20 protein-coding genes are annotated in these 18,900 nt (G+C 62.7%); 17 read left to right on the forward strand and 3 right to left on the reverse strand.

From position 1 onward, the window contains the following. Positions 1-46 precede the first annotated feature (46 nt). The 17 genes from secG (at position 47) to MUB52_RS03220 (ending at position 15,762) form a co-directional block, all read left to right on the forward strand. Positions 47-415 carry a preprotein translocase subunit SecG gene (gene secG / locus MUB52_RS03140; RefSeq protein ID WP_263842738.1) on the forward strand — a complete coding sequence of 123 codons (369 nt, stop codon included), beginning with the start codon at positions 47-49 and terminating at the stop codon, positions 413-415. 170 nt (positions 416-585) lie between these two features. Then, entirely contained in the window at positions 586-2,232 is a 1,647-nt protein-coding gene (locus tag MUB52_RS03145; protein WP_263842739.1) for a CTP synthase, read from the forward strand. 231 nt (positions 2,233-2,463) lie between these two features. Next, on the forward strand, positions 2,464-3,051 hold the full coding sequence (locus MUB52_RS03150) for a hypothetical protein (protein WP_263842740.1): 588 nt from the start codon (positions 2,464-2,466) through the stop codon (positions 3,049-3,051). A gap of 82 nt (positions 3,052-3,133) precedes the next feature. Beyond that, complete coding sequence (locus MUB52_RS03155) at positions 3,134-3,919, forward strand: 23S rRNA (adenine(2030)-N(6))-methyltransferase RlmJ (RefSeq protein ID WP_263842741.1); 786 nt, start codon at positions 3,134-3,136, stop codon at positions 3,917-3,919. 48 nt (positions 3,920-3,967) lie between these two features. Further along, positions 3,968-4,618 (forward strand): hypothetical protein, encoded by a 651-nt coding sequence (locus MUB52_RS03160; protein WP_263842742.1) that lies wholly within the window; start codon positions 3,968-3,970, stop codon positions 4,616-4,618. 6 nt (positions 4,619-4,624) lie between these two features. Beyond that, positions 4,625-5,062 (forward strand): tellurite resistance TerB family protein, encoded by a 438-nt coding sequence (locus MUB52_RS03165; RefSeq protein WP_263842743.1) that lies wholly within the window; start codon positions 4,625-4,627, stop codon positions 5,060-5,062. Between the two features lie 37 nt (positions 5,063-5,099). Next, positions 5,100-5,540, forward strand: coding sequence for a tellurite resistance TerB family protein (locus MUB52_RS03170; RefSeq protein ID WP_263842744.1), 441 nt, complete (start codon positions 5,100-5,102; stop codon positions 5,538-5,540). Continuing rightward, a complete protein-coding gene (locus MUB52_RS03175; RefSeq protein ID WP_263842745.1) occupies positions 5,537-6,277 on the forward strand; it encodes a phosphate/phosphite/phosphonate ABC transporter substrate-binding protein in 741 nt (246 codons plus the stop codon). The genes MUB52_RS03170 and MUB52_RS03175 overlap by 4 nt, the downstream gene beginning before the upstream one ends. 128 nt (positions 6,278-6,405) lie before the next feature. Then, positions 6,406-7,182, forward strand: a complete 777-nt coding sequence (locus MUB52_RS03180; protein WP_404818179.1) for an ABC transporter ATP-binding protein — start codon at positions 6,406-6,408, stop codon at positions 7,180-7,182. Between the two features lie 27 nt (positions 7,183-7,209). Continuing rightward, positions 7,210-7,935: a transporter substrate-binding domain-containing protein gene (locus MUB52_RS03185; RefSeq protein WP_263842747.1), complete on the forward strand. Its 726-nt coding sequence runs from the start codon at positions 7,210-7,212 to the stop codon at positions 7,933-7,935. Positions 7,936-7,988: 53 nt separating this feature from the next. Further along, positions 7,989-8,876 carry an ABC transporter permease gene (locus MUB52_RS03190; protein WP_263843141.1) on the forward strand — a complete coding sequence of 296 codons (888 nt, stop codon included), beginning with the start codon at positions 7,989-7,991 and terminating at the stop codon, positions 8,874-8,876. Next, a complete protein-coding gene (locus tag MUB52_RS03195; protein WP_263842748.1) occupies positions 8,873-9,679 on the forward strand; it encodes an ABC transporter permease in 807 nt (268 codons plus the stop codon). Before MUB52_RS03190 ends, MUB52_RS03195 begins: the two co-directional genes overlap by 4 nt. A 61-nt stretch (positions 9,680-9,740) precedes the next feature. Beyond that, complete coding sequence (locus tag MUB52_RS03200; protein WP_263842749.1) at positions 9,741-11,075, forward strand: glutamine synthetase family protein; 1,335 nt, start codon at positions 9,741-9,743, stop codon at positions 11,073-11,075. Positions 11,076-11,082: 7 nt separating this feature from the next. After that, the gene (locus tag MUB52_RS03205) at positions 11,083-11,760 is read left to right on the forward strand and encodes a type 1 glutamine amidotransferase (RefSeq protein ID WP_263842750.1); all 678 of its coding nucleotides are present in this window, start codon (positions 11,083-11,085) and stop codon (positions 11,758-11,760) included. Then, positions 11,760-13,118: a glutamine synthetase family protein gene (locus tag MUB52_RS03210; RefSeq protein ID WP_263842751.1), complete on the forward strand. Its 1,359-nt coding sequence runs from the start codon at positions 11,760-11,762 to the stop codon at positions 13,116-13,118. Before MUB52_RS03205 ends, MUB52_RS03210 begins: the two co-directional genes overlap by 1 nt. A gap of 60 nt (positions 13,119-13,178) precedes the next feature. Beyond that, positions 13,179-14,486 carry an NAD(P)/FAD-dependent oxidoreductase gene (locus MUB52_RS03215; RefSeq protein WP_263842752.1) on the forward strand — a complete coding sequence of 436 codons (1,308 nt, stop codon included), beginning with the start codon at positions 13,179-13,181 and terminating at the stop codon, positions 14,484-14,486. A gap of 88 nt (positions 14,487-14,574) precedes the next feature. Next, a complete protein-coding gene (locus MUB52_RS03220; RefSeq protein ID WP_263842753.1) occupies positions 14,575-15,762 on the forward strand; it encodes a DegT/DnrJ/EryC1/StrS family aminotransferase in 1,188 nt (395 codons plus the stop codon). 4 nt (positions 15,763-15,766) lie between these two features. On the opposite strand, the gene phaR is transcribed toward MUB52_RS03220, so the two are convergent. The 3 genes from phaR to MUB52_RS03235 all read right to left on the reverse strand — a co-directional run bounded on the left by phaR (position 15,767) and on the right by MUB52_RS03235 (position 18,858). Next, positions 15,767-16,330, reverse strand: coding sequence for a polyhydroxyalkanoate synthesis repressor PhaR (gene phaR, locus MUB52_RS03225; RefSeq protein ID WP_263842754.1), 564 nt, complete (start codon positions 16,328-16,330; stop codon positions 15,767-15,769). Between the two features lie 135 nt (positions 16,331-16,465). Beyond that, a complete protein-coding gene (locus MUB52_RS03230) occupies positions 16,466-16,912 on the reverse strand; it encodes a phasin family protein (protein ID WP_263842755.1) in 447 nt (148 codons plus the stop codon). A gap of 140 nt (positions 16,913-17,052) precedes the next feature. Then, complete coding sequence (locus MUB52_RS03235; protein ID WP_263842756.1) at positions 17,053-18,858, reverse strand: PHA/PHB synthase family protein; 1,806 nt, start codon at positions 18,856-18,858, stop codon at positions 17,053-17,055. Between the last annotated feature and the right edge of the window lie 42 nt (positions 18,859-18,900).

Below are 18,900 nucleotides of genomic sequence, written 5' to 3' on the forward strand. Positions count from 1 at the left end.
CTTGCCTAGATAGCCCGAAAGCCAACCGAACCGCATTGGGTCATTCATGGAAAACGTCATCCTGATCGTGCACCTTATCCTCGCGCTGAGCCTGATCGCCGTCGTGCTGATGCAGCGCTCGGAAGGGGGCGGTTTGGGTATGGGCGGAGGCGGCGGAGGCGGCGCCATGACGGGTCGCGCAGCGGCCACCGCCCTGGGCAAGGTCACCTGGCTTTTGGCGATCGCCTTCATCTGCACATCGATCACGCTGACGATCTTTGCCGCCGAGAATGCCACCGGGTCGTCGGTTGTCGACCGGCTTGGTGTCACGCCACCCGCGCAGGCCGACGCCGAGGCCCCCGCGGTGCCCGAGAGCGACCTTTTGCTGCCGCCGAGCCCGGACGACAACGCGCCGCTGGTGCCCACCCTAGATTAATCTCTAACTACAACCCCTTGCGGATGTGAGATGTTTTGCAACATCATGTTGCGTGCCGTCTTGCCTTCCACCTCCGAATCCTGTTAGGCTTAAGTCCCGTGGAGCTGTGACGTTCGCAGCCGATCCAAGCGGATTTTTGACCGCACAAAGGCACGGGAGCAGTTCAGGCCATGGCACGTTACATCTTCATCACCGGCGGTGTGGTCTCTTCGCTCGGTAAGGGGCTCGCATCGGCGGCTCTGGGTGCGTTGCTGCAGGCGCGTGGCTTCTCGGTGCGGCTGCGCAAGCTCGATCCCTATCTCAACGTCGATCCCGGCACCATGTCGCCGTTTGAGCATGGCGAAGTCTTCGTGACGGATGACGGTGCTGAGACCGACCTCGACCTTGGGCACTACGAACGCTTCACCGGCGTGCCCGCCCGCAGCAGCGATTCCGTCTCGTCCGGGCGGATCTATTCCAACGTGCTCGAGAAGGAGCGGCGCGGCGACTATCTCGGCAAGACGATCCAGGTCGTTCCGCATGTGACCGACGAGATCAAAGCATTCCTCGACATCGGTGCGGACGAGGTCGATTTCATGCTCTGCGAAATCGGCGGCACCGTTGGCGACATTGAGGGCCTGCCATTTTTCGAGGCTATTCGCCAATACAGTCATGACAAGCCGCGCGGACAGTGCATCTTCATGCATCTGACACTTTTGCCGTATCTCGCGGCCTCGGGCGAGCTGAAGACCAAGCCGACCCAGCACTCGGTGAAAGAGCTGCAGAGCATCGGCATCGCACCGGACATCCTCGTCTGCAGGTCCGAGCAGCCGATCCCGGAGAAGGAACGCGCCAAGATCGCGCTCTTCTGTAACGTGCGCAAGGAGGCGGTGGTCGCCGCTTATGATCTGAAAACGATCTACGACGCCCCCCTCGCCTATCACGAGCAGGGGCTCGACCAGGCGGTGCTCGACGCCTTCGATATCTCCCCCGCTCCGCGCCCCGATCTGACCGTCTGGCAGGATGTCTCCGACCGGGTGCATCACCCCGAAGGCGAAGTTAAGGTCGCCATCGTCGGCAAGTACACCCAACTCGAGGACGCCTATAAATCCATTGCCGAAGCGCTCACCCACGGCGGCATGGCCAATCGCGTTAAGGTCAACGTCGAATGGGTCGATGCCGAGGTGTTCGATCAATCCGACGATGTTGCCCCACATTTGGAAGGGTTCCACGCGATCCTCGTGCCGGGCGGCTTCGGGGAACGCGGAACCGAAGGAAAGATCAAGGCCGCCGAGTTCGCCCGGACCCGGAAGGTGCCTTACCTGGGCATTTGTCTGGGGATGCAGATGGCCGTGATCGAGGCGGCGCGCAATGTGGCCGGAATCACGGCCGCGGGCTCGGAAGAGTTCGACCACGAAGCCGGCAAGAAACGGTTCGAACCCGTGGTCTATCACCTCAAGGAGTGGGTCCAGGGCAATGCCAAGGTCTCGCGCAAGGTCGAGGATGACAAGGGCGGCACCATGCGTCTCGGCGCCTATGACGCCGTTCTGACCGGCGGATCGCGGGTCGCCGAGGTCTACGGCACCACCACCATCGACGAGCGCCACCGTCACCGCTATGAGGTCGATATCAAATATCGCGACAAGCTTGAGGACGCCGGCCTGTGCTTTTCCGGCATGTCTCCCGACGGCAAGCTGCCCGAAATCGTCGAGTGGCCCGATCATCCTTGGTTCATCGGTGTCCAGTTTCACCCCGAGCTGAAGTCGAAGCCCTTCGATCCGCATCCGCTGTTCAAAGACTTCGTGCGCGCAGCGAAAGATATTTCTCGCCTGGTCTGAAATCTCGGTGAGCGACGATCCGCGCGCCGGTCGGCGGCTTATCGCGCCTTTCCGGCGAACATAGGCCGATCAAGCCTTTAGCCCCTTTTCTCACGATGAATCTCGCGCATAACGTGTCGCCGAATTGGGGATTGATTTTGGGGAGTTTCTACCTTGATACATAAAATTTTACCGATTGCTGTCGCGTTCTGCGCGGTATCCGGCGGGGCGTCGGCGGGCACCGTCAGTTTCATGGCCAGTTTTTCTGGGGATCGTCTGTCCGAGCTACAGACCGAAGACGGCGACACCTGCTTTGCCGGAGACGACAGTTGCTATCCGTCCGACTTCAGCCCAAGCAGCGCCGTCCAATCGTACCTGGCGCCGTTTGCGGGTTTGGCCGTCGGAGAGGAGCTTCCGTTCGAGTTTGAGCTGATGCCGACCTCGGACGCCGACTGCGCGCTCGGCGACGCGTTCGACTGCCGGGTGGGAACCAGCTATGACGAGACCAGAACGGCCTCCGGTGAATTGAGCGAGCTCGAAGTCTTCGATGCCGCTGGCGATTATGACCTGCGGATCGACACCGAGGCCGACACCGTGGACTTCTTTGGCGCGGCGGGTGATTTCCTGCCGGCAGGATGTACAGCTGCGGATGGTGCCGCTCTGGAGTTGCCGGATGGGTACTGCGGTTTCTTCGGATACCAGGCGAGCTTTGAACTGACGTCCGAAATCAGCGAAGACCCTGACGGGCACGTCACTCCTATTCCGCTGAACGCGTCGATGGTCTTTGCGCTGTTTGGCCTGGCGTCCTTGGCCGGTTTCAGCCGCGCAAAACGGCCCTGAGGCCCTCGGGACGTGCGGGGCGGCTATTGCCCCGCGCCACATTGGCGATTGCGCCCTGTCCGCTTTGCGGTAAACCCGCGGCATGCTCAGCTATCAACACATCTATCATGCGGGCAATCTCGCCGATGTGCACAAACACGCCCTTCTGGCGTGGATGCTCGATTACCTGACGCGAAAAGACAAACCGGTCACCTACATCGAAACGCATGCAGGACGCGGCCTCTACGATCTTGATGACCCGGCCGCCCGCAAGACCGGCGAAGCCGCAGAAGGGATCGAGAAGGTCGGCACCTGGTTCGACGCCGATCATCCCCTGAGCCGCGCTCTGCGATCCGTGCGTTCGGCCCATGGGCCGCGTTGCTATCCCGGCTCGCCGCTCATCGCTGCGGAGCTTTTGCGCCCGACCGATGCGGTACATTTCGCCGAGTTGCACCCCCAGGAACACAGCGCGCTCTCGGCAGCGCTCGCGCGGACCTCGGCCAAGTGCTACCGGCAGGACGGCTTTGCCCTGGCCCATGCGCTCACCCCGCCAACGCCCCGGCGCGGGCTGATGCTGATCGACCCGAGCTACGAGATAAAGACCGACTATACCGAGATCCCGCGCCACATCGCCAAGATCGTGCGGGCGTGGAATGTCGGCACAATCTGCCTGTGGTATCCGATCCTCGCGCGAGCGGCCCACGAACAGATGGTGGCGCAACTGGAAACGGCCCACCCCGCAGCCCTGCGGCACGAGGTTCGCTTTCCGCCGGCGAGGCCCGGGCATGGTATGGTCGGCTCGGGGCTCTTCGTGATCATGCCGCCTTATGGCCTGTCGGATGAGGCCGCGCGACTCGCGGCCCTGTTCAGATCGCTGATGCCAGCCTGATCCTTTTGTGCACTAGGCAGATACCGGTTTGCGTGCCAAGGTATTGCCATGCGTTTGACCCTTGCTCTCTGTCTTGTCTGCGCCAGCCGCGTCGCCGCCGCCTGTGGCGCGCCGGTTTGCCTCGTCGATCCCGAAGCCCTGGCGTTGACGCAGGTCATCACCTTTGAAGAAACCCGCGCCAGCTATGGCCCAGGCCATGCGATCCCGGATGTGCTCGCCCTCGATGGCGCGAGTTTCGCCGAACGCTTCGCGGGGCAGGTCCTGTCCGCCAACGGCAATCACGATGTTGTCACCGGTGCCGTCCTGCCCCCGCTGACCCTGATGCCGGGCGCGGAGGGCGAAAACCTTTCGGTTGTCTACTTCGGGGGCAATCATGTGCTGAACGGCTATGGGGTTGCCGGGTATCCGAAGCGGCATGCGCAGGGCGAAGGCGCGATTGCGGTTCTTTTCGATGTGGACCAGTCCGCCCTGTCCTTTCAGCTGCGCGGCGGTGAAGACGGCGCGGCCACGGCGGTGTTCTACCGGCGCGGCGGGCAGGAGATCATGACGGTGGAGCTGCCGCCGGTGGGGGAGTTCGCCTTCGGGTTTCTGCGGGCGACGGGCGAGGCAGATATCGCAGGCGTCTTGATCACCAATACCGATCCGGAGGGCCTCGCCCTGGACAACCTGCGCTTCGGAAAATCCCCAGACCTCAGCTAAGTTTTTATGTTCGAACGCCTTTTTCCCCGTCGAAAGCCTGACCCGACGCCCCTGCCGCAACCCAATGCGCAACTCGCACTGGGCGCCCTACTGGTGCGTGTGGCCATGGCCGACCGCAGTTATCAGGCCACTGAAGTCGGACAGATCGACCGCATCCTCTCCGCCACCTTCGGGCTCAAACCGCTCGAGGCCGCCAAGCTGCGCGCCACCTGCGAGGCACTGGAGCGGCACGCCCCGGGCACGCCGGAGTTCGCCCGGATCCTGCGCGACGAGGTCGACTACGAGGCGCGCAAGGCGCTTGCGGATGCGATGTGGAGCGTGGCTCTGGCCGATGGCGAGCGCGACGCAGATGAAGAGGTGCAGCTTCTGGCGATCGAAACCGCACTTGGCCTCAGCGATGAGGACATCGCCGCGGCACGACAGGCGGCTTTGCGGCAGGAGTGACATTGGCAGCCCGCAAAAACCCGACTATATCGCGGTCATGTTTGCTGATTTCGTGAAACGCCTTACGCAACCGACCCCGGAGCCGCTGCCTGATGAGGATGCGCGCCTCGCGCTCACCGCCCTGCTTGTGCGCATCGCACGCTCCGACAACGACTACAGCGCCGGTGAAAGGGAGCGGATCGACCAGATCACCGCGCGCCGCTACGGGCTGGGCCCGGGTGCAACGGCTGCCCTGCGGGCCGAGGCGGAAGCCCTGGAGGCCGAAGCGCCCGATACCGTGCGATTCACCCGCGCCATCAAGGATGCCGTGCCCTACGAAGAACGCCGCGCCGTGGTGCAGGCGCTCTGGCAGGTGGTGCTGGCCGACGGCGCGCGGGCACAGGAAGAGGACGCGCTGGTTCGCATGGCGGCCAATTTTCTGGGCATCAGCGACCGCGATTCCGCACTGGCCCGGCAGGCTGTCGACAATAGCGGATGACGGCCAGCCTGCCGATGTACGACACCGCCAGCACACGAGCGGCAAACGATCGGCTGTGGGCGTTGATCCGCTCCGCCCACGGATCCGGCCCCGAGGTTCTGGACCGCCAGACCGATCCGCATGACACTTGGAACAACCCGGATCTGCTGCTGTCGCAAACCTGCGGCTTGCCCTACCGCAGCGGTCTGCATGAGCGCGTCGCCTTGGTGGGAACGCCTGATTATGGCGTCGAGGGGTGCCCGCCCGGCTTCTATCGTTCGGTCGTCGTGATCCGCAAGACCGACCCGCGCGACGCTCTCGCCGCTTTCGAGGGTGCCGTCTTGGCCCGCAACGATGCCCGCTCGCAATCCGGCTGGGCGGCCATGGAAGGGCATCTGTCGGAAAACGGGCATAGGTACAGCTTCCTCGGCCGCACGCTGGACACAGGCAGCCACGCCGCCTCCGCGCAGGCGGTGGCAGAGGGCCGCGCCGATCTCGCCGCAATCGACGCGGTGACCTGGCGCCTGCTGTCGCGCGACACCGAGGTCGCGACGGATCTGCGGGTGCTGGTATCGACCCGGCCCACGCCCGGACTGCCCCTGATCTCGGCAAAGCGGGATGAGACGGCACGCCTGTTCGACGCCGTCGATCAGGCCATCAAGGCCCTCAGCCCCCCCGACCGCGCGCGGCTCATGCTGCAGGGGGTCGTGAAGATCCCAGCCTCCGCCTATCTGGCCGAGCCGCTGCCACCGCGCTGAAATCATCGGCGCGCCTGGTAATTTTCCGCACCTGACCCTGCGGAAGGCGACGATTCCCGCATTCCACATTGCAAAATGCGCAAAATTGACCCCTTATACCGCCTTGAATCATGCGTAGGGCTGGCATCTTGGCTGTTGAGCAACCGGTTATTGAAATCAAAGACCTGCACAAGGCGTATGGCGCGCTGGAGGTGCTCAAGGGGGTCAGCATTTCCGCGCCGAAAGGCCATGTGATCTCCCTGATCGGATCGTCGGGTTCCGGCAAGTCCACGCTGCTGCGATGCTGCAATCTGCTCGAAGACAGCCAGCAGGGCGAAATCATATTCAAGGGCGAGCCGGTATCGTGGAAAGGTGAGGGCCATCACCGCCGCCCCGCGGATCCTGCACAGGTGCTGCGCATCCGCACCAATCTGTCCATGGTGTTCCAACAGTTCAATCTCTGGGCCCATATGTCGATCCTGCAGAATGTGATGGAGGCGCCGCTCACGGTGCTGCGCCGCGACCGGGACGAGGTGGAACAGGCCGCGCGCGCCTATCTCGACAAGGTGGGCATCGGCGACAAATGCGACGTCTACCCGGCCCAGCTCTCCGGCGGCCAGCAGCAGCGCGCGGCGATCGCGCGCGGGCTCTGCATGGAACCCGAAGCGCTGCTCTTTGACGAGCCGACCTCGGCGCTCGACCCGGAACTGGAGCAGGAGGTTGTGAAGGTGATCAAGGACCTCGCCGCCGAGGGACGGACGATGATCATCGTCACCCATGACATGAAACTGGCCGCTGATGTGTCGGACCACGTGGTCTTTCTGCATCAGGGGGTCATCGAAGAACAAGGGCCGCCCGAGACGCTCTTTGGCGCGCCCAAATCCGAACGATTGCGCGGGTTTCTTTCTGCAACCCACGCGGCGTAAACTAATCAAAAACAAGGGAGTACTCTCATGAAACACCTCATTCTTTCGACAGCGGCCCTGGCGCTCTCGGCCGGGTTGGCGCTGGCCGACGGTCACGGCAAGACCGTGCGCCTTGGCACCGAAGGCGCCTACCCTCCGTACAACTTTCTGAATGACGCAGGCGAAGTTGCCGGGTTCGAGCGCGATCTGGGCGACGAGCTTTGCGCGCGCGCCGAGCTGACCTGCGAATGGGTCACCAATGAGTGGGACAGCATCATCCCCAACCTCGTCTCGGGCAACTACGATGTCATCATCGCGGGCATGTCGATCACGGACGAGCGGGACGAGGTGATCGACTTCACCCAGAACTACACGCTGCCCGACCCATCGGCCTATGTGGCCGCCTCGGCAGACGTGGATCTGGAGAACGGCGTTCTGGCGGCACAGACCAACACCATCCAGGCCGCCTTTATCGCTGAAAGCGGGGCAACGCTGGTCGAATTTGCGACACCCGAAGAGACCATCGCGGCCGTGAAAAACGGCGAAGCGGACGCTGTGCTGGCCGACAAGGCCTTCCTGACACCGATCGCGGATGCCGATCCGGACCTGATGATGCTGGAGCAGGAAGAGCTGATCGGCGGTGGTATCGGGCTGGGCCTGCGCGAAAGCGACACGGAGCTGAAAGAGAAGTTCAACGCCGCAATCACGTCCATGAAGGACGATGGCTCGCTGAACGCGCTTTTGACCAAGTGGGAAATTTCCGGTCAGTTCTGATAGGATAGCAGGGGGCGGCCATCGGCTGCCCCCCGTGACTTTGTGGGGGCGATATTTTTAGCTTTTGTACAGATCCCAGCGTTCTGCCGGACTGGCAGTGGATGGCGTGCTACCTGACCACGGGCAAGCATATGTCCATCTACTTCTCCGTCATCACGGTGCTGGTTCTGCTTGCGATCACGGCGCCCATCGCTCTGCTCTTCGGGTTCGGTGGCGCGTCGGCGGCCCGCTCGCAGATCGCGCCGCTGCGGTGGTTCGGCAAGGGCTACATCGCTGTTGTCAGGGGCGTCCCCGACATCGCCTTTTTTCTGTTTTTCGTGATCGCGCTCGATCAGGGCATCGAGTATCTGCGCCACAAGGTGCTCTGCCCCGACTGGTCCGAGCCGATCCGGCAGGGCAATGACTTCGTCGTATGCCAGGCCGCGAAAATGCCTCTGGGCAGCGCGCCGCAGTGGGTGCATGAGACCTATGGGTTCGCACTCGCCGTCCTGACCTTCGCCATCGTCTTCGGGGCCTTTGCGGCCAATGTGCTCTTCGGTGCGATGCGCGCCGTCCCGCGGGCACAGTTGGAGACCGCCGAAGCCTACGGCATGACGCAGCGCCAGACCTTCTGGCGCGTGCTGGTGCCGCAGATGTGGGTCTATGCGCTGCCCGGCCTCAGCAACCTCTGGATGGTGCTGATCAAGGCCACGCCGCTTCTGTTTCTGCTGGGCGTGGAAGACATCGTCTATTGGGCCCGCGAGCTGGGCGGCACCAAGACCCCCCGGTTCACCGACTATCCGCACGGTGACTGGCGCATGTGGTACTTCCTGGCGCTCCTGGTCTTCTATCTGCTCTTCACCCGCGTCTCCGAGGTCGTTCTGGCGCGCATCATGGCGCGGCTGACCCATGGGCAGGCGACGGCGGCGGGCGAAGCACAACGCAAGGCGGCGGTGGCGTGAGCTGCTTGCAGACGATCCAGGATTACGGTCTGAGGGCCATCGGCATCGGTGAACGCCTGCTGCCGCGCGACGACTTCACCCTGTGTCAGCAATTCACGCTGATCGGGTCCGGTATGATCTGGAACATCTACTTCGGCCTCTTCGCGCTGCTGATGGGGTTCTTTCTCGCCACGGCCCTTGCGATGGGAAAGGCGTCCTCGCGCGCGGTGCTGCGCAAACCGGCGGAGTGGTTCATCTTTCTGTTCCGCGGCTCACCGCTCTTTATTCAGTTCTTCTTTGCCTACTTCCTGTTCCTTAACCTGAAGTCCGTCTCGCCGATCTTTGACCCCTTCACGGCAGCCTGGCTCGGCGCGCTGATCGTGCTCTTCTTCAACACCGCCGCCTATTCGGGCGAGATCTTCTTCGGCGCGCTCCAGTCGATCCCCAAGGGCGACACCGAAGCCGCCGATGCCTACGGTCTCTCCGGTTGGATGCGGTTTCGGCGGATCATCTGGCCAACGATGCTGCGGCTCGCCTGGCCCGCCTATACCAATGAGGCCATCTTCCTCTTTCATGCAACGGCGCTGGTGTTCTTCTCGGGCTTTCCGGCCTGGCAACAGCGCGGCGACGCCCTCTACTATGCCAATTACTTTGCGGACAAGACCTTCAACCCCTTCGTGCCCTACCCGATCCTCGCTTTCTATTTCATTTTGCTGACACTCGTGGTGATCGCCCTCTTCGGCTTGGTCAACGCGCGCCTGAACCGGCATTTGCCGCAAGACGTCCGGCCCAGAATGAGGTTGCGCCCGAACTTGATCCGGTAGTATCCGTCAATTTGATCAAATTGTCAGGCGCTGGCCGTCGCCACCCGCCCCCTGGTGAAACATGAAGAACTGGCTTCGCAAAAATCCTCAGGTGCGCACCATCCGTGTGGCCGCCTCCGATCTGAATGGGCAGGCACGCGGCAAGCGCATCCCGGCCCGCTTCGCTGACAAGGCCATCGAAGGCGGCACACGCTTTCCCATGTCGGTGCTCAACCTCGACATCTGGGGCGAGGACATCGACGACAGCCCGCTGGTCTTCGAGCATGGCGACCGCGACGGGGTGCTGAAGCCGACGGAGCGGGGATTCATGCCCATGCCCTGGCTCGATGCACCGACCGCCCTGCTGCCGATCTGGATGTTCCATGAAGACGGGCGGCCTTACGACGGCGATCCCCGCCATGCGCTGAAAACCGTGCTCGACCGATACGCCGCGCGCGGGCTGACCCCTGTTTGCGCGGTCGAGCTCGAATTCTTCCTGATCGACGATTCCGGCCGGACCCTGCAGGTGCCGCCTTCGCCGCGCTCCGGCAAGCGCCGTGTGGCGGGCGAGATCCTGTCCTTGCGCGCGCTCGATCAGTTCGACACGTTCTTCACCGATCTCTACGACGCCTGCGAGGAGATGGACATTCCCGCCGATACAGCGATTTCCGAATCCGGTCTGGGGCAGTTCGAGATTAACCTGATGCACTGCGATGATGCGCTGCGCACGGCGGATGACGCATGGCTCTTCAAGATGCTGGTCAAGGGCATGGCGCGCAAGCATGGGTTTGCGGCCAGCTTCATGGCGAAACCCTATGAAGACTATTCGGGCTCGGGGCTGCATGTGCATTTCTCGGTGCTGGATGCAGAGCGCAACAATGTCTTTGACAACGGCGGGCCCGAGGGCAGCGACCTTTTGCGCCACGCGGTGGCGGGCTGCCTCGATGCGATGCCGGGCTCGGCGCTGATCTTTGCGCCGCATGCCAACAGCTTTGACCGGATGGTGCCAGGCGCCCATGCGCCCACGGGCATCAGCTGGGCCTATGAGAACCGCACCTCGGCCATCCGCATCCCGTCGGGGGCGCCGGCGGCCCGGCGCATCGAGCACCGGGTCGCCGGTGGCGACGTGAACCCGTATCTCATGTTGGCGGCGGTGTTGGGCGCCGCCATTGCGGGGATCGAGGATGCGGCTGAACCGCCCGCCCCGATCACCGGCAACGCCTATGATCTCGATCTGCCGCAGATCCCGCGCGATTGGAAATCCGCGATCGACGCCTTTGAGCAGAGCCCGCAGGTCGCGCGCATCTTCGCGCCTGACCTCATCCGCAACCTTGTTCTGACCAAGCGGCAGGAGTTGCACTACATGCAGGAGTTGTCCCCTGCCGAGCAGGTCACTATCTACCTCGATACGGTATGAGGCACGCATGAAAATTGGCATACTGATGACGGGCCATCCGCCGGACACGCTGCTGGAAGACGGGCTCTACGACACCTACTTTGAACGTCTGCTGGACGGGCACGGGTTCGGCTTCGAGGGCTGGCCGGTCTGCGACGGCATCTTCCCGGACACGGTCGAGGCTGCGGACGGCTGGCTGATCACCGGCTCGAAACACGGCGCTTATGAGGATCACGACTGGATCCCGCCGCTTGAGGACTTTATCCGCGCGGCCCATGCGGCACGGCGGCCGATGATCGGCGTCTGTTTTGGCCACCAGATCATCGCGCAGGCCATGGGGGGCCGCGTGGAGAAATTCGCAGGCGGCTGGGCCATCGGACGCACCGAATACAACATCGCCGGTCAGACCATGGCCGTAAATGCCTGGCATCAGGACCAGGTCGTGATGAAACCGGACAGCGCCGAGGTCTTCGCCAGCAATGCCTTCTGCGAAAATGCGGGCCTCGTCTACGGCGACCGGATGTGGACGATCCAGCCGCATCCCGAGTACGGGTCCGACTTCATCGACGGGCTGATCCGCACCCGCGGCAAGGCTCTGGTGCCGCCGGCGCTGCTGGAGGACGCATGCCAACGCCTCGATCAGCCCACCGACCGGATGGCGGTCGCCGACATGATGGCGGCGTTTTTCAAGAAAGAGAGGGCCTGATGGCCGACTGGACAAGCAACCTTCCTGCGGCCGCGCAGGTCTATCTGGAGGGGCGCCGGCTGGACGAGGTGGAGTGCATCATCTCCGACCTGCCGGGGATTGCACGCGGCAAGGCGGTGCCCGCGTCGAAATTCGCGCGGCAGGACTACTTCCACCTGCCCGACAGCATCTTTTTCCAGACCATCACGGGCGATTGGGGCGAGGCCGCCGGAGAGGACGGGTTTATAGAGAAGGACATGATCCTGAAGCCGGACATGAGCACCGCGACCGCGGCACCCTGGACCGGCGACTGGACCTTGCAGGTCATCCATGACGCCTATGACAGGGCCGATGTCCCGGTGCCCTTCAGCCCGCGCAATGTACTGAAACGCGTCTGCCAGCTCTATCGCGACAAGGGATGGAAGCCGGTCGTCGCCCCCGAGATGGAGTTCTTCCTGATCGCGCGCAATCTCGACCCCGCGAAAGACATCGAACCGATGGTCGGGCGCTCTGGCCGACCGGCGGCCGCGCGCCAGGCCTATTCGATGACGGCGGTGGATGAGTTCGGCCCGGTGATCGACGACATCTACGATTTCGCCGAGGCGCAGGGCTTCGAGATCGACGGCATCACCCAAGAGGGCGGCGCGGGACAGCTCGAGATCAACCTGCGCCATGGTGATCCGGTGAAGCTGGCCGATGAGGTCTTCTACTTCAAGCGGCTGATCCGGGAGGCGGCGCTGCGCCACGACTGCTTTGCGACCTTCATGGCGAAACCGATTGCCGACGAGCCCGGCAGCGCGATGCATATCCACCATTCCGTGCTCGACCTGGAAACGGGCGCCAACATCTTCTCGGGCGAGGACGCGGAGGAGACCGAGGCATTCCAGCACTTCATTTCCGGTTTGCAGCGCCACATGCCCGCCGCCATGGCGGTGATCGCCCCTTACGTGAACAGCTATCGCCGTTACGTGAAAGATCAGGCGGCCCCGATCAATCTGCAGTGGGGGCGCGACAACCGCACCACGGGTATCCGCATTCCGCTGTCGAGACCGGAGGCGCGGCGCGTCGAGAACCGCCTCGCAGGGATGGACTGCAACCCTTACCTCGGCATCGCGGCGAGCCTCGCCTGCGGCTATCTCGGACTCATCGAGCAGCAGGACCCCGCGCCCGAGTTCAAGGGCGATGCCTATGACGGCGAAGGCGACATCCCGCGGGTTCTGGGCTCGGCCCTCGATCTCTTCGAGGGGGCGACCGAGCTGCACGATGTGCTGGGCAAGGAATTCTCGCGAGTTTACTCCATCGTGAAGCGTGCGGAGTACGACGAGTTCCTACAAGTGATCTCGCCTTGGGAAAGGGAGCATCTGCTGCTGAACGTCTGAGCTGGGTCAGACGGCGCGGCGCCGCGCAAGGGTGCGATTTCGGGAGGGTGGCCGGTCCGTATGGTAGACCTGCTCTATGCCAATGATGAAGTGGGTGCGTACCCCAAGAGCTGGTATGCGGCCAGCACCGATGCGCTTGCCCCCTTCGCCAGCCTGGACGGCGAGGTCACGGCGGATGTCTGCGTGATCGGTGCGGGCTACACCGGGCTCTCGGCCGCACTGCATCTGGCGCAAGCCGGCCGCAGGGTGGTGGTGCTCGAGGCGCATCGGGTCGGCTTTGGCGCATCGGGACGCAATGGCGGCCAGTTGGGCAGCGGTCAGCGGGTCGAACAGGACGCGCTGGAGCGCATGGTAGGCAAAACCCGCGCGCGGGCCTTGTGGGAGCTTGCAGAAGACGCCAAGGCGCTGGTGAAATCCCTGGTTGCGGAGCACCGGATCGACTGCCACCTGAAACCGGGCATCGCCTACACCGCCTCCCGCACGTCCGATGTCAGCGACCTGCACGCCTATGCGGCCCATCTGGCCGACGCATATGGTTATGCGAAGGTGGAGGCTTTGGACGCCCAGGCCTGCCATGCCCTCTGCCCCTCGCCCGACTACAAGGGCGGGATCCTCGACATGGGCGCGGCGCATCTGCATCCCCTGGCCTTCGCGCTTGGTCTCGCACGGGCCGCACAGGAGGCCGGTGTGACGATATTCGAACGCTCCTGCGTCCGCCGCCTCGATCATGGATCACCCGCCACCGTCCGCACCGAAGCCGGGCGTGTCCGCGCCGATCACGTGATCCTGGCCTGCAATGGCTACCTGTCGTCGCTTGCGCCGATGGTCTCGGCCCGGGTGATGCCGATCAACAACTTTATCGTCGCCACAGAGCCCCTGGGCGAAGGCGCTCAGAAGGTGCTGACGCGGGATGTCGCCGTCGCGGACAGCCGGTTTGTGGTCAATTACTTCCGGCTGAGCCATGACGGGCGGCTGCTCTTTGGCGGCGGTGAGAGCTATGGCTACAGGTTTCCAAACGACATTGCAGCCACGGTCCGCAAACCGTTGGAGGTGGTGTTTCCCCATCTCAAGGGCGTCAAGATTGATTACGCCTGGGGCGGCACACTCGGGATCACCATGAAACGATTCCCCTACCTTGCCCGCGTCGCGCCGAACGTTCTGTCGGCCTCGGGCTATTCCGGTCACGGCGTTGGCACCGCGACACATGCGGGCAAGCTGATGGCCGATGCCATCGCGGGGGAGGCCGATGGGTTCGACACCATGGGCTGCGTGCCGACCCCTGCCTTTCCGGGCGGTGGCGCGCTGCGCAGCCCGCTGCTCGTGCTTGCGATGAGCTGGTATGCCCTGCGGGACCGCCTCGGCTTCTGACCCCTCGGCCCGCGTCACAAACTATTCACTTGGCGATCACGCCGCTTAGATTTAGTATTTCCGAAAATCAAATTAAGGAAATGCGAATATGACGCTTCCCGACATGCATGCGGCCGAGCCCATCCCAGAGGCGGCGCGGGCGGAAATCGACCGGCTGCTGCTGAGCGGCGATCTCTTTCGCTATACGGCACCGTCTGGTTCACCGGTGGCTCTTCTGGAAGCAGAGTTCGCCGCTCTGATGGGCCGCAAGTATGCGCTGGCTGTCTCGTCCTGCTCAGCGGCCCTGTTCCTATCGCTCAAGGCGCTTGACCTGCCCAAAGGCGCAAAGGTGTTGATCCCGGGTTTCACCTTCGCGGCGGTCCCCTCCTCGGTGGTCCATGCGGACTGCGCGCCGCTGCTCTGCGAGGTGGGTGAGAATTATCGTGTCGACCTCGAGGATTTTGCCGCGCGACTGCCACAGGCCGATGCGGTGATCATCAGTCACATGCGGGGTCACACCTCGGATATGGATGCAATCATGGCGCTCTGCGATGCAGCGAACGTGCCGGTGATCGAGGATGCCGCCCACTCGCTCGGCACGGTCTGGCGCGGGCGGAAGATCGGCACGATCGGGCGCGTCGGCTGCTTTTCCTTCCAGTCCTACAAAATGGTCAACGCCGGCGAAGGCGGGATTCTGATCACCGATGATGCTGACCTCGTCGCGCGCGCAATCATCATGTCGGGCGCCTACGAGCACAATTGGAAGAAGCATCCGGTGCTGCAAGAGGCCTTCTCGCGGCACCAGAACAAGCTGCCGCTCTACAATCTGCGCTTGGGCAACCTGTCAGCGGCCCTGATCCGCCCGCAGCTCGACGCTCTGCCGCAACGGGTGCGCAACGGGCGGCGGAACCATGACTACGTGGCCGAAAAGCTCAATGCCTCGCCCTTCATCGACGTGCCCGCCCCCCTCGACGGAGAAGAGCGCGCGCCCGACAGCATTCAGTTTAACCTCGTTAGGCTCGATGAGCCGACCATCGCGGCTTTCGCAGCCGCAACAGAGGCGGCAGGCGTGAAGGTCCAGGTGTTCGGACAGAGCACCGACAACGCGCGGGCCTTCTGGAACTGGCAGTTCATCGAGGACTTGCCAGAGCTGCCGCGTACGCGCGCCATGCTGATGCGCGCCTGCGATGTCCGGCTGCCGGTGCAGCTGAGCCAGAGCGCATTGGATGCGGTTGTCGAGGTGTTGTTGGCCGCGATGGCGCAGGCCACCGACGCAAGCCGGCCGGCCGTGGCATAGCGGGCTATTTCAGCTTCGAAAGCTTGTCCTGAAGGTCGGCGAGCTGCTTCTTGATCGCGTCGAGGTCTTCGCCGCTTTCACCGCCCGCGTCCTCGTCCTCCGCGTCCGGCGCGCTCCATCCACTTGTCGTTCCCAGACCGCCGGTCATGGCTTTCAGGAACGCCTTTTGCTGCGCCTGCATCAGTTCGAAGCCGGGCATCTTGGCCATCGGGTTCATCGCGGTCATCTTGTCCATCATCTGGCTTTGGCCGTCGCGCAGCATCTCAAAGGAGGCCTGCAGGAACTGCGGAACGATGCTCGCGGTCGGAGACATGTAGCTGCGCACCAAGTCGTTCAGAACATCGACCGGCAGAACGCTTTCCCCCCGGCTTTCATGCTCGGCGATGATCTGCAAGAGGTACTGCCGTGTCAGGTCATCGCCTGACTTCAGATCGACAATCTGAACCTCGCGGCCCTCCCGGATCAGGGTCGCGATATCTTCCAAAGTCACGTAGTCGCTGGTCTCGGTATTGTAGAGGCGACGGCTGGCATAGCGCTTGATCAGCAACGGTTTGTCTTTTTCTGCCATGAGACTTCTCCCTCATCCGGCGCTGCATTGCAGCTTAGGACAGGGTTTTGCAAAAAGAAAGGGCGGGCTTCCGAAAAAGCCCGCCCTCGAATTAAGCGCCATTCAGGGAGGAAACAGGCGCGAACCAGGAACTGGTTACTTTGCAGTTGCTGCTTTCTTGACCGCAGCAGTTGCCTCTTTGGTGGCTTTCTTAACGGCGGCGGACGCGTCTTCGCTCATGTCCTTGCCGGCAGCCATCATCAACTCAACGGTTTCCATCTGTGCTTTTTTCGCGACTTCGGCGAAAGCGGCCATATGCTCGGCGGCGGTTTCCGAGTAGGCCGAGGCGAAGTCGGTCATTGCTTTCGCGTAGTCGACCGGCTCGTCTTTCGCTTTCGACATCTCGGCCAGTTTGGCCAGGGTCTCTTGGGTCCATTTGCTGGAAATCTCGGTCGACTTCTCGGCAGCGGTCAGCGCCACGCCAGAAAGCTTCTCGTTCAGCGATGCGGTTGTCTTGAATGCGTCTTCCATCGCTGAAGTGTCGATCGGGAACGCACCCATGACGTCTTTGAGCATCGCGGTCAGGTCAGGTGTCTTGGTCATATCTTCAATTCCTCTTGCGCCTGCGGGAGCATCCCGCTTCTCTGCGTCTGCAAAAGATATACATGCTGCACCGCGGCATTTCAAGTCTTTTTTTCTGCGGTGCAGCATCTTTCTTGACGTTAAGGAAAGCGCCGCTGGAATCAGAGAGTTGCCTTCTTGGCCACGTAGGTGCCGGGCGCATCGCAGAGCGCCGGGTGCGTCGATGCACCGGGTTCGCGTGCGGGAATCAGTTTGCCCGCCCGCGCATTCAGCCAGGTCTCCCAGCGCGGCCACCATGAGCCTTCATGGAACTCCGCCTGCGCCTGCCACTCCTCGTGGGGCAGCGAGAGGTCGGGGTTGGTGTAATGGCCGTACTTGATGCGTGTGGGCGGATTCACGATGCCGGCAATGTGACCCGACTGGGTCATGATGAAGGTCTTGTCCTTCGACCCCATCTGCTGGATGCCGCGATAGCTGTCCTTCCACGCGGCGATGTGATCGGTCTCGCAGGCAATGGCGCAGAGCGGCACGTCGACATCGCCCAGTGTCAGCTTGTGGCCCAGCAGGTCGAACCCGCCCTGGGCCAGCTCGTCCCGCTGGCACAGACCGCGCAGATACTGCATCGCCATCTTCGCGGGCAGGTTGGCGCCGTCGCCATTCCAGTAGAGCAGATCGAAGGCGGGCGGCGTTTCCCCCATCATGTAGCTCTTGATCGCGGGGCCATAGATGAGATCGTTCGAGCGCAGGAAGGAAAAGGTCCGGGCCATGATGACCGACGGCAGAACCCCCTTGTCCTCCACCTCCTCCTCGATACCGTCGATGAAATCGTCGGTCAGGAACGGCGCGAACTCCCCCTGATCCGAGAAGTCCGTGAGCGCGGTGAAGAAGGTGGCCGATTTGACCGATTTGTCTTTACGCTGTTTCAGCAGTGACAGTGTCAAGGCAAGGGTGGTGCCCGCGATACAATAGCCGATCACGTTCACCTGGCGCTCCTTGGTGATGGCCTTCACCTCGTTGATCGCGGTCAGGTATCCATCCTCGATATAGTCTTCCATCCCGACGTCGCGATAGGTCGGGTCGGGATTGACCCAGGAGACCACAAAGACGGTATGGCCCTGATCCACGACCCATTTCACCAGACTGTTCTGCTCCTTTAGATCAAGGATGTAGTATTTGTTGATCCAGGGCGGGAAGATGATCAGCGGGGTCTTGTAGACCTCATCGGTGCTGGGGCTGTACTGGATCAACTCCATCATCCTGTTTCGGAACACGACCTTGCCGGGTGTCGTCGCGATATTGCGCCCCAGTTCGAAAGCGCCCTCGTCTGCCAGCTTTACGACGAGCTCACCCTTGTTCGCTTCCAGATCGCTGATCAGGTTTTCAAGCCCCTTGACGAGGCTCTGGCCCTCGGTTTCCAATGCTCGCTCCAGCGCGTCGGGATTGGTCGCGAGGAAATTGGTCGGCGACATCATGTCGACGATCTGACGGGCAAAGTACTCCAGGCGGTTCTTTTCCTTCGGCTCCAGATGTGTGACGCCCTGCACTGCGGCCTGCAGTGCTTCGGCGTTGATGAGATACTGTTTCTTCACGTAGTTGAAGTACGGATGCGTGTCCCAGAGCGGGTTCGAGAACCGCCGATCCGAAGGGCCCGGATCTTCCGGCGCGCTGAACTTGCCCTTTGTCAACTCATGCTGCGCCGCGACGAATTGCTTCATCGTGTCCGACCAATAGCTCATCTGGTGCTCGAAGATCTTGGCCGGATTCTTGACTGCCTCGGCCCAATAGGCTTGTGCTGCACGGCCGAAAAGCTCTTGATTCGGCGCGTCCAGAGCCGGATTGTGCGACTGCCGGTTGGTCAGAACCCGCTGCAACCGCTCTGACAGCTCCTCGACCTTCTTCAGGTTTTCGGTCATCTTCTCAAGGGTTTCACCGGAGGGAACCACGCCGCCGTCAGAAGATATTGTCATGTTAATCATTCCCTCGTATGTTTGCACCTGCAGCATCACGTC

This window comes from Roseobacter sinensis (genome assembly GCF_025755255.1).
Taxonomy (GTDB): domain Bacteria; phylum Pseudomonadota; class Alphaproteobacteria; order Rhodobacterales; family Rhodobacteraceae; genus Roseobacter; species Roseobacter sinensis.

Bases quoted from the DNA above. Each gene is read 5' to 3' on its own strand.
- secG (WP_263842738.1), top strand. From the start codon at position 47: ATGGAAAACGTCATCCTGATCGTGCACCTTATCCTCGCGCTGAGCCTG.
- MUB52_RS03145 (WP_263842739.1), top strand. From the start codon at position 586: ATGGCACGTTACATCTTCATCACCGGCGGTGTGGTCTCTTCGCTCGGT.
- MUB52_RS03150 (WP_263842740.1), top strand. From the start codon at position 2,464: ATGGCCAGTTTTTCTGGGGATCGTCTGTCCGAGCTACAGACCGAAGAC.
- MUB52_RS03155 (WP_263842741.1), top strand. From the start codon at position 3,134: ATGCTCAGCTATCAACACATCTATCATGCGGGCAATCTCGCCGATGTG.
- MUB52_RS03160 (WP_263842742.1), top strand. From the start codon at position 3,968: ATGCGTTTGACCCTTGCTCTCTGTCTTGTCTGCGCCAGCCGCGTCGCC.
- MUB52_RS03165 (WP_263842743.1), top strand. From the start codon at position 4,625: ATGTTCGAACGCCTTTTTCCCCGTCGAAAGCCTGACCCGACGCCCCTG.
- MUB52_RS03170 (WP_263842744.1), top strand. From the start codon at position 5,100: ATGTTTGCTGATTTCGTGAAACGCCTTACGCAACCGACCCCGGAGCCG.
- MUB52_RS03175 (WP_263842745.1), top strand. From the start codon at position 5,537: ATGACGGCCAGCCTGCCGATGTACGACACCGCCAGCACACGAGCGGCA.
- MUB52_RS03185 (WP_263842747.1), top strand. From the start codon at position 7,210: ATGAAACACCTCATTCTTTCGACAGCGGCCCTGGCGCTCTCGGCCGGG.
- MUB52_RS03200 (WP_263842749.1), top strand. From the start codon at position 9,741: ATGAAGAACTGGCTTCGCAAAAATCCTCAGGTGCGCACCATCCGTGTG.
- MUB52_RS03205 (WP_263842750.1), top strand. From the start codon at position 11,083: ATGAAAATTGGCATACTGATGACGGGCCATCCGCCGGACACGCTGCTG.
- MUB52_RS03210 (WP_263842751.1), top strand. From the start codon at position 11,760: ATGGCCGACTGGACAAGCAACCTTCCTGCGGCCGCGCAGGTCTATCTG.
- MUB52_RS03215 (WP_263842752.1), top strand. From the start codon at position 13,179: ATGGTAGACCTGCTCTATGCCAATGATGAAGTGGGTGCGTACCCCAAG.
- MUB52_RS03220 (WP_263842753.1), top strand. From the start codon at position 14,575: ATGACGCTTCCCGACATGCATGCGGCCGAGCCCATCCCAGAGGCGGCG.
- phaR (WP_263842754.1), bottom strand. From the start codon at position 16,330: ATGGCAGAAAAAGACAAACCGTTGCTGATCAAGCGCTATGCCAGCCGT.
- MUB52_RS03230 (WP_263842755.1), bottom strand. From the start codon at position 16,912: ATGACCAAGACACCTGACCTGACCGCGATGCTCAAAGACGTCATGGGT.
- MUB52_RS03235 (WP_263842756.1), bottom strand. From the start codon at position 18,858: ATGACAATATCTTCTGACGGCGGCGTGGTTCCCTCCGGTGAAACCCTT.